The sequence below is a fragment of the Chitinophaga sp. genome, from assembly GCF_035564935.1.
GTDB lineage: Bacteria > Bacteroidota > Bacteroidia > Chitinophagales > Chitinophagaceae > Chitinophaga.
This window is the reverse complement of the sequence record NZ_DATMTE010000704.1, coordinates 1-9,249: the sequence shown is the minus strand read 5'-3', so window position 1 is coordinate 9,249 and position 9,249 is coordinate 1. Positions and strand designations below refer to the sequence as shown.

6 protein-coding genes are annotated in these 9,249 nt (G+C 48.5%); all 6 read left to right on the top strand.

Annotated features, from left to right (window positions below; translation table 11 throughout):
• The coding region (locus tag VN105_RS18215) for a helix-turn-helix transcriptional regulator (RefSeq protein ID WP_414647250.1) at positions 1-698 on the top strand (698 nt) is incomplete at its 5' end.
• Positions 699-765: 67 nt separating this feature from the next.
• Positions 766-1,353, top strand: coding sequence for an RNA polymerase sigma factor (locus tag VN105_RS18210; protein ID WP_325642958.1), 588 nt, complete (start codon positions 766-768; stop codon positions 1,351-1,353).
• A 90-nt stretch (positions 1,354-1,443) separates the two neighbouring features.
• Positions 1,444-2,631, top strand: coding sequence for a FecR family protein (locus VN105_RS18205; protein WP_325642957.1), 1,188 nt, complete (start codon positions 1,444-1,446; stop codon positions 2,629-2,631).
• 334 nt (positions 2,632-2,965) lie between these two features.
• A complete protein-coding gene (locus tag VN105_RS18200) occupies positions 2,966-6,427 on the top strand; it encodes a SusC/RagA family TonB-linked outer membrane protein (protein ID WP_325642956.1) in 3,462 nt (1,153 codons plus the stop codon).
• Positions 6,428-6,444: 17 nt separating this feature from the next.
• Positions 6,445-7,959 carry a RagB/SusD family nutrient uptake outer membrane protein gene (locus tag VN105_RS18195; RefSeq protein ID WP_325642955.1) on the top strand — a complete coding sequence of 505 codons (1,515 nt, stop codon included), beginning with the start codon at positions 6,445-6,447 and terminating at the stop codon, positions 7,957-7,959.
• 19 nt (positions 7,960-7,978) lie between these two features.
• A complete protein-coding gene (locus VN105_RS18190; RefSeq protein ID WP_325642954.1) occupies positions 7,979-9,115 on the top strand; it encodes a TlpA disulfide reductase family protein in 1,137 nt (378 codons plus the stop codon).
• Positions 9,116-9,249 lie beyond the last annotated feature (134 nt).

Below are 9,249 nucleotides of genomic sequence, written 5' to 3'. Positions count from 1 at the left end.
CACACGATAATCTCGGGCATGAATCGGAAGTAGTTACCTACAGCTTTATAGTGTTGCCCGCCTGGTATAAAACCACCTGGGCTTATATCGGCTATGTATTATTGTTCCTCGCAGTATTGTACCTGCTGAACCGGTGGCAGGAAAGAAGCCTGCGTATTCAGCAGCGCCGTTTTGATGAAGAGCAGCAACGTCTTAAATATATTCACCAGCTGGAGCTGGAGAAGAACGAAAAGGAGATCATCAAACTGCAGAATGAAAAGCTGGCCAGTGAAATACATTTTAAGAACAATGCACTGGCGGATGCGTCTATGCACCTGGTGGAAAGAGGGGATGCGCTGGTGAAAGTAAAAGATATCCTGGCATCGGTATATAAAAAGAACGGCAACAACCCGGAAATCAAGAATGCATTGTTGTTGCTGAATGATGTAGAAAAGAATAATGATAACTGGGATCAGTTTGCGGCACATTTTGATGAGATCAATAATAATTTCCTGAAGAAATTAAAAAACAGGTTTCCTGCTTTAACCAATACCGATCTGAAAGTATGCGCCTACCTGCAGTTGAAGCTGTCTACCAAAGAGATAGCGCAGTTGATGGCTATTTCTGTGCGGGGAGTGGAAATAAAGCGGTACCGGCTCCGGAAGAAATTAAACCTGCTTACGGAGCAGTCGATGACGGATTTCCTGAACAGCATCTGAAAATATATTATTTTAGCAGCGATACCACCAACCTTATCATCAACCAACAGCGTATTCTGCAACAATAATGCACGATAGTATCTATATTGACAAATCACTGTTTCAACGCATTTCAGAGGGCGATGAAGCGGCGTTTGGTATCCTTTTCAACACTTCCCTGATAACACTGGAGCCGTTTATACGGAAAATGGTGAAGTCGCCCGAAAGCGCTAAAGAGGTGATCCAGGCTACTTTCCTGCGGGTATGGCTCAGCCGCGACAAGCTCACCGGTATTGATCATCCTAAAGCCTGGCTATATAAAGTAGCTGCCAACGAATGTTACACGTACCTGAAAAAGGAAGCCACTGAATACAGGTTGCGGGGAACCATAGCCGTAGCAGAAACGGAAACCGATACTGCCACCAGGCGGCTCACGCTGAAAGAATTGCATGCCATCATTGAAGAGGCGGTGATGTTATTATCGCCGCAGCGCCGGCGTATTTACCAGATGAGCCGTAACCGGGGTATGAAAATACCGGAAATAGCTGCTGAACTGGACCTGTCGCCCAGCTCGGTAAAAAACGCATTGGTATTTTCCCTGAAAGCCATACGCGAGCATCTGCGGCGCAACGGACATGCGATCCCTCTTGTTTACCTGATCTTTATTTGTAAGTAAAAAAATATTTTTCAGGCAGATAGGTCCTTTATGCCGTCTGCTTATTCTTAGTATCAGGGAACCGTTTTAATCCCGGTTTTCTTTTTATGCATGCAGGAGCAAAGGGCCATATATTTATTACAGCAGCGGCTTTCAGGTAATGAAACCCCCGCAGAGCAGGAAGAATTGTACACATTGCTGGAAGATGAGGGTAACATGGAAATACTCATGGCCGCGCTCACGGACCTGATGTGGCAGGCGCCTGCCGGCACGGAGCCCGTGGATACTGATGCCCGTACCGCTATGCTGCAAAGTATTACCGGTGCAGATCTTACTACCCCTTTCGTGGAAACAGTGGCGCCGGTGAAAACCATTCATCGCTTCTGGTGGGCCGCTGCCGTTACCGCCGGCCTGTTAGTGGCCGCCGGGCTGTATTTCCTGTTCCGCCCGGTTGCTACCGTGAAACCGGCGCCTGCACTGGCCCAGCGCTATAAAAATGATATCGCTCCCGGAGGAAATAAAGCCATGCTTACCCTGGCAGACGGCTCCCGCATAGTGCTCGATGAAGCCCGGAATGATACACTGGGCCAACAAGGCAACACCAGCATCATCAAAACGCAAAACGGCCAGGTGCAGTATCACGCTGCCGGCAATACCGCCACTGTTACCTATAATACTTTAAGCACTCCCCGCGGCGGGCAATACCAGCTTACCCTGCCGGATGGTACACGGGTATGGCTCAATGCCGCCAGCTCCCTGCATTTCCCTACCGCCTTTACAGGTAACCACAGAACCGTGGAACTCACGGGGGAAGGATATTTTGAAGTGGCCGCCTTACCCGGAAAGCCTTTCCTGGTAAAGGCCAACGGCGCCGATATTACAGTGCTGGGCACGCATTTTAACATCATGGCCTATGCCAATGAGCAGGCCATGGCAGTTACCCTCCTGGAAGGCGCCGTGAACGTAGGCCGCAACGGTACCGTGAAAAAACTGCTGCCGGGGCAGCAGGCCCGTATCACCGGGAATAATAGCATCATGGTTTCAGGTACAGATGTACAGGAGGCCGTAGCCTGGAAGAACGGCTATTTCATTTTCGACCGTGCAGATATCACTACGGTAATGCGGCAACTGGAACGCTGGTACGATATAGAAGTAGTGTATGAAGGTGCGCCGCCTGAAATGCGCTTTGGCGGAGGAATGCAGCGTAGCCTGCCATTGTCGGGTATTCTCCGGCTGTTGGAAAAAAATGGGGTACTGTTTAAAATTGAAGGAAGAAAAATAACCGTATTACGATCGTAAGCAAGCCATATTTTTTAACACTTAAACTAACCAGCTATTGTATTGAAAGTAATCAACTAAAACCAGCGCCATTAAAAAACCAGTGATGGGCAAACATCACTGGTTAGCGGCAATAAATTATTCGTGTAAACTCATTTTTATCACCGAAATCAAATGTATGATATTAACTGCTTTGTTCCAAAACAGGGAGGAGGGAGCGTGTTCCCTTATCCGTAAACCTGATCATCAGCATATCAACACTTCCGGAACGCATCACCACCAATGCAGATCTTACATGCCGGTATTTGCCGGCTCAATGAAAAAAAATAATCTGCCAACCAAAATTTGGAGGATCATGAGGTTATCTGCTCTTTTACTAATGGCAGGCATGCTGCAGGTAAGCGCCAAAAGCGTGGCACAACGGGTGAGCCTGACTGTCAGAAATACACCGTTATCAACGGTCTTCAGTACTATTAACCGGCAAACAGGGTACATCTTTTTTTATAACTATGATGCACTGCAAACTACCCGCCCCGTTACGCTGGATGTGAAAAACGTTACCATCCAGGAAATACTGCGCGCCTCGCTGATGGGGCAAAACCTGGAATATACTATTGAAGACAAAACCATTACCGTTACCCGTTTTATTCCGCGCATACCGGAATTACCGGCGGCGCCCGCGCAGATAGTAATTACCGGCCGCATTACCGATGAAAACGGCGTTCCGCTGCCCGGTGTTTCCGTAGTGGTGAAAGGTACGTCTAAAGGCACACAAACCAATAACAACGGGGAATATACCGTGGTTGTAAAAGATGAAAACGCGGTATTATCATTTTCCTATGTGGGGTATGAAAAACAGGAACTCGTAGTGGGTAAAAGCGGCGTTATCAGTATACAACTGAAACCATCCAATAATAAGCTCACTGGTATTGATGTGGTGAACACCGGCTACCAGACCATTTCCCGCGAAAGGGCTACTGGATCTTTTTCCGTGATAGATCCCTACCGCCTCCGCAGTAAACTGAAACCGGATGTAAAATCAGCCCTGGAAGGACAGGCAACCGGTGTGGTACTTACCAAGGAAGGCAACCTCGAAATCCGCGGCGTGTCTACCCTGCTGGGTACCGCTGCCAGTGCGCCGCTGCTGGTAATAGACGGGTACCCTTCCAGCGCAGGACTGGAGTCGCTCAATATTGATAATATTGAATCGGTCACGGTACTGAAAGATGCCGTAGCCGCCTCTATTTACGGCGCGCGGTCCTCTAACGGCGTGATCGTAATTGCCACCCGATCCGGCAGGAAAGACGCGCTGCAGGTGGAATACAAGGGATCTACTGGCATCACCCTGAAACCCAACCTGTCCAATTTAAACCGGGCCTCATCCGCCGATTATGTGGATGCGGAAATTGAGTTATATAACCAGGATCCTAACAGCTATCTCACCGATTACAATAATTACTACAGCACTTCCCGCGTGAATTACCTGATGATTGCAAAATCGCAGGGATGGATGAGTGAGAAAGATGTAACGGCAGAACTGGATGCCCTGAAGAAAAACGACGGGCTGGCGCAGATGGAGAAATATTATTTCAGGAACCAGTTTACCCAGCAACACAACATTTCCTTAAGCGGCGGCAGCGAAAAAAGTATGCTCAATGCCGCAGTAAGATATGTGTCGAACCAGAATAACACGGTCCGCAATTCAGATAACCGTCTCATCTTTGATGTGAAAAACGACTGGCAACCACGCAAAGGCGTGAACATCCGCCTGTTCTCCAATGTGAATTATGCTACTTCTTCCGCCCCCGTAAAGGGCTGGCAGGATATGCTGGCATTTACCAACACTTCATTAATACAGCCGTATACCCTGATGGTAGACCCGGCCACCGGCGAGCCGCAGAATGTGCCTTCCAAAAACCAGAAGAAGGAAGACAGGTACGCCGCATTAACAGGAATGAAGCCGTTATACTATAATCCTTTGGAAGACCTTGGGCTGGAAACCAGTACCACCAAAGCCTTACAGATCAGGCTGGGTGGCAGCATCAATGTGAGGCTCCTCGAAGGTTTGAACGTGGAAGCAGGAGGTACCTGGAGCCGCGGCGATGCACAAAGCCGCTCCCTGTACGATAAAACGGCTTACCGTGTGCGGCTCTGGTACGATGATAATACCTCCATCTCCAATGGTTCCAAACACTATATCCCGGATGGTGCAGTGGTAAACGAAGCACGGAACTTTAACCAGAGTTATATGTTCCGCACACAGCTCAATTTCAACCGGACCATTGCGCGCAAACACCGTGTAAGCGCTATTGCCGGTAATGAGATCAGCCGGAATACACAGGATAATAATACCCTGCCAACCCGCTTCGGGTATAACGATCAGGCAGGTACGTTTTCCACTTTTAACTATGCCGATTACAACGCCGGTTCCTATAATGCAGATATGCTGGGCACCAACAGGCCCACTGCCAGTATAGGCAACTATGCTTACCTCGATAACCGCTTTGTTTCCTGGTATGCCAACGGCTCCTATGAATATGATAACCGGTTTATTCTCAGCGGAAGTATCCGGCTGGATCAAACCAATTTCTTTGGTACCGATCCCCGTTACCGTTACAAACCGCTGTGGTCTGCCGGCGGTACCTATAAACTGGCGCAGGAAAAATTCTTTAATGTTCCGGTCATCGACCGGCTTGATCTGCGGGCGTCCTATGGCATCAATGGAAATATTTCCCTGAACTCAGGCCCTTTCCTTATCATTACCCCCGGCAGTTATTCCAATTATACCGGGGATGTATCTTACAGTATCTCTTCTCCACCTAATAATTCCCTGCGCTGGGAAAAAACAAAAAGCACCAACTTTGGTGTGGACATTTCCCTGCTGAACCGCCGCATCAATGTAACGGCAGATTATTACCAGCGCAACAGCAGCGATCTGCTGGCGTCTGACGCCATTGATCCCACACGTGGTTTCAGCTCGGTGGTGAAGAACATCGGCGAAGTGCAAAACAAGGGATATGAAATTTCAGTGAATGCTGATGTGCTGCGCAAACGTAAATTTATTTGGAACACCTTCCTCAACTTCAGTTATAATAATAACACGGTAGTTACTTATAATGTGAATTACCAGTATCCTTCCAGTATCACCAGTGGCGCCATCAAAAAAGCGGGCGATCCTTTGGATGCCCTGTACAGCTACAAGTTTGCCGGCCTGGATAATAACGGGGTATCTCAATTTTATACGGCCAAAGGAGAAAAAAGCGGTGGCGGTAACGTAGATGTGGGCGACCTGGTCTACAGCGGCACATTACGACCTAAATATGCGATCAGCTTAACCAACTCTTTCCGTGTACAAAATTTTGACCTGTCGTTCATGTTTATTGCAAAGATGGGGAATGTGTTAAGGAGAGATGCTTTCAGCGGATCTAATATTCTTAATAAACATGTATCGGAAAGATGGAAACAACCGGGTGATGAAGCCCATACCATTTATCCGAAACTCAGCGGCTGGAATATGGATATGTTTTATTTCCCTTATTCGGATATACTCATTGAAAGCGCCAATTATCTGAAGCTGCGAGATGTAACCTTAACCTACGATATTAATCCGCGCCTGCTGAAACGTATCGGCTTTACCAGCACACGTATCTATTTCCAGACAAGGAACCTGTTCCTGATCACCGCCAACAGCGATCACCGTGATCCTGAAACATCAGAGTTAAACCTCTCTGGTGGCACCGGTGCATTTACAGAACAAGGATTCTCTTCCCTGGCACTGCGGCCGGAATTTTATGTAGGGTTATCATTCAGTCTTTAACAATTAATACGGCGATCATGAAACAGCGTATACTCATACTCGTTATCATCATAGCAGGGAGCGTCAGTTCCTGCCAGAAGTTCCTGGATGTAAAACCCAAAGGAAAACTGATCCCTTCAGAAGTGGCCGATTTTGACCACCTGCTGGATAACAGCAATATTGCCCAGTGGGTGTTTATCGATAACAACACCGGCTGTAACCTTGGGTATTTAACAGATAACCTGTCGCTTTCCGAAGGGATAGGCAATATTAATTACAAGGCAAACAACCACCCTAACATCGACCGTTACTGGGCCTACGTTTTCAGGCAGCCTTACAAAAATCCGGCTACATCGGATTATTTCTGGGACTGGGGTACCTACCGGTCCATGGCCTATTTCAACAACGTGATAGATGGTGTACGGGCCATTCCCAACCTCAGTGCGGAAAACCAGCAGTACGCAAAAACAGTGATAGCACAGGCGCTGGTAGACAGGGCATGGTCGTATTTTATCACCACGCTGGTATATGGCCCGGTGTATAAACCCGGTACGCCCAACGATACCAAAACGATTCCTTATGTAACCAGCGCTGACATGGGGGCGCCATTGCCGGACCTGTGTACCCAGCAGCAGGCTTTTGCACTGGTGGCCAATGATGTGCTCACCGCTTTGCCGGATGTACCGGAAGTAACCAACTGGCCATCGCGGCCGAATAAAGCGGCAGCCCAGGCTTTGCTGGCATACTATCACCTGTTTACACAGAAGTATGATAGCGTGGTGTATTACGCCAATCTTGCATGGACTGCCGCCAGCAAAGGCGGAACCGATAAACTGATCTACGACTATAACAGTTTTTCGTGGACGGATCCCACCAACCTTGTTAACAGCACCATTAAAGGACCGGATAATTTCCTGAATGCGGCCAACAGCCGCGAGAACCTGCTTTACCGGAACCTTGACGCCGGCGCCGGCAGGTCTTCTTCCAGCTATCCTTCCGATGAAGTGATTGCGTTATATGACCAGGCCAATGACCTGCGGTTCAAATATTTCTTTTTAACAGCGCCCGGTTATAAAACCACTTATAATAACGTTACTTACGACGACGGCGACCGGATCCAGTACTACCGCGGTTCTAAAACAAACATGACAGCAGGATTTAGTTACCCCGAACTGCTGCTTATGCGCGCAGAAGGATATGCCCGCACCAACCAGTTGTCTGCCGCCATTGCCGACCTGAATACGTTGCGCCGTTACCGTTATAAAACGGGCACGCCTGCGTTGCCTGTAGCTTCCCAGGATGAAGTGATAGGACAGGTGCTGGCCGAAAGAAGGAGAGAGCTGCCACTGGGATCGTTCAAACGCTTCCTGGATCTGAAAAGGCTTTGCCTGGAAACCGGCAAGCCCTGGAGCAAACAGAAAATACAACACAGGATAGGAGCAGAAATACACGAGGGAACGGTGGATTCAAAGGATTTTATTTTAACTATTTCCAACGTGGTATTGAAGTTTAACCCGCAATGGAATATACCGCTGGATGGAAGACCATTTTAAATCATAAACAAACATCAACATGAAGCACATCTTAGTATCAATGCTGGCTTTTTTCCCTGCCGCCCTTATGGCCCAGGATGGAGCATATGTACTGAAAGGAAAAATAGGGACGCTGGATGCACCCGCCAAACTGTTCCTGACGTATCGCGCCAACGGAACTACCGTAAGGGATTCCGCCGCGTTGCAGCAGGGTGTATTTGAATTTAAAGGCAAAGTGGGCGATCCCGTAAAAGCAACGCTGGTATTGCGCCACGGGCCACCCACCAACATGATGTCGTACAAGTCGGATATGCTGGCCGTATATCTTGAAAAAGGCATCATTGTACTCAGTAGTAAAGACTCCGTATATAACGCCACCGTAAAAGGTTCCCGGCTGAACAACGACCAGCAGCGCCTGCAGGCAAAACTGAATCCAGCTGCTGCACAGCGTGACCAGCTGGTGGAAGATTACATGGCTGCCAGCGACGAAACCCGGAAGTCGCCTGAATACAGGAAATCCTATGATGAAAAAAGTAAGGCCATCCGTGAGGAAGAGAAAAAGATATACCAGGCATTTATCAAAGAAAACCCGGCATCGCTGGTAAGCGTAGACGCTCTGCAGAGCAGTGCCGGCGCTATTCCTGAAAACCCTGCGGAACTGGAAACGGTGTTCAATACCCTGTCGGCCTCCGTTAAGGAAAGCAAAAGAGGAAAGGAGCTGGCTGCACTGATCAGCGGCTGGAAGCAAACGGCTATTGGCGCCACGGCGCCTGTGTTTACACAAAATGATACGCTGGGCAAGCCTGTTCATCTTACTGATTTCCGGGGTAAATATGTGCTGGTAGATTTCTGGGCAAGCTGGTGTGGTCCCTGCCGTGCGGAAAATCCGCATGTAGTAGCTGCGTTTAATAAGTATAAGGACCAGTCTTTTACCATCCTGGGTGTATCGCTGGATCAGGCCAACGGGCACGATGCCTGGCTGAAAGCGATTCATACTGATCAACTTACCTGGACGCATGTATCAGACCTGAAGTTCTGGGAAAACGAGGTAGCGAAATTGTACGGGGTGCGGGCAGTACCTCAGAATTTCCTGTTGGACCCTAACGGGAAAATAGTAGCGAAGAACCTGCGCGGGGAAGAGCTGGACAAAAAACTGGCGGAGCTATTGCCGCATTAACACGCTTTGCCGGAGGCAAAATTCTAAAGGAGTTTTGGGCTGGTCTTTCATAGGCTGGCCCTTCTTTTTTTGTAAAATAATCGTTTCTGATAAGGCATTACATACTAGCTGCAATGCCCTGGCCGGGCTTCTTT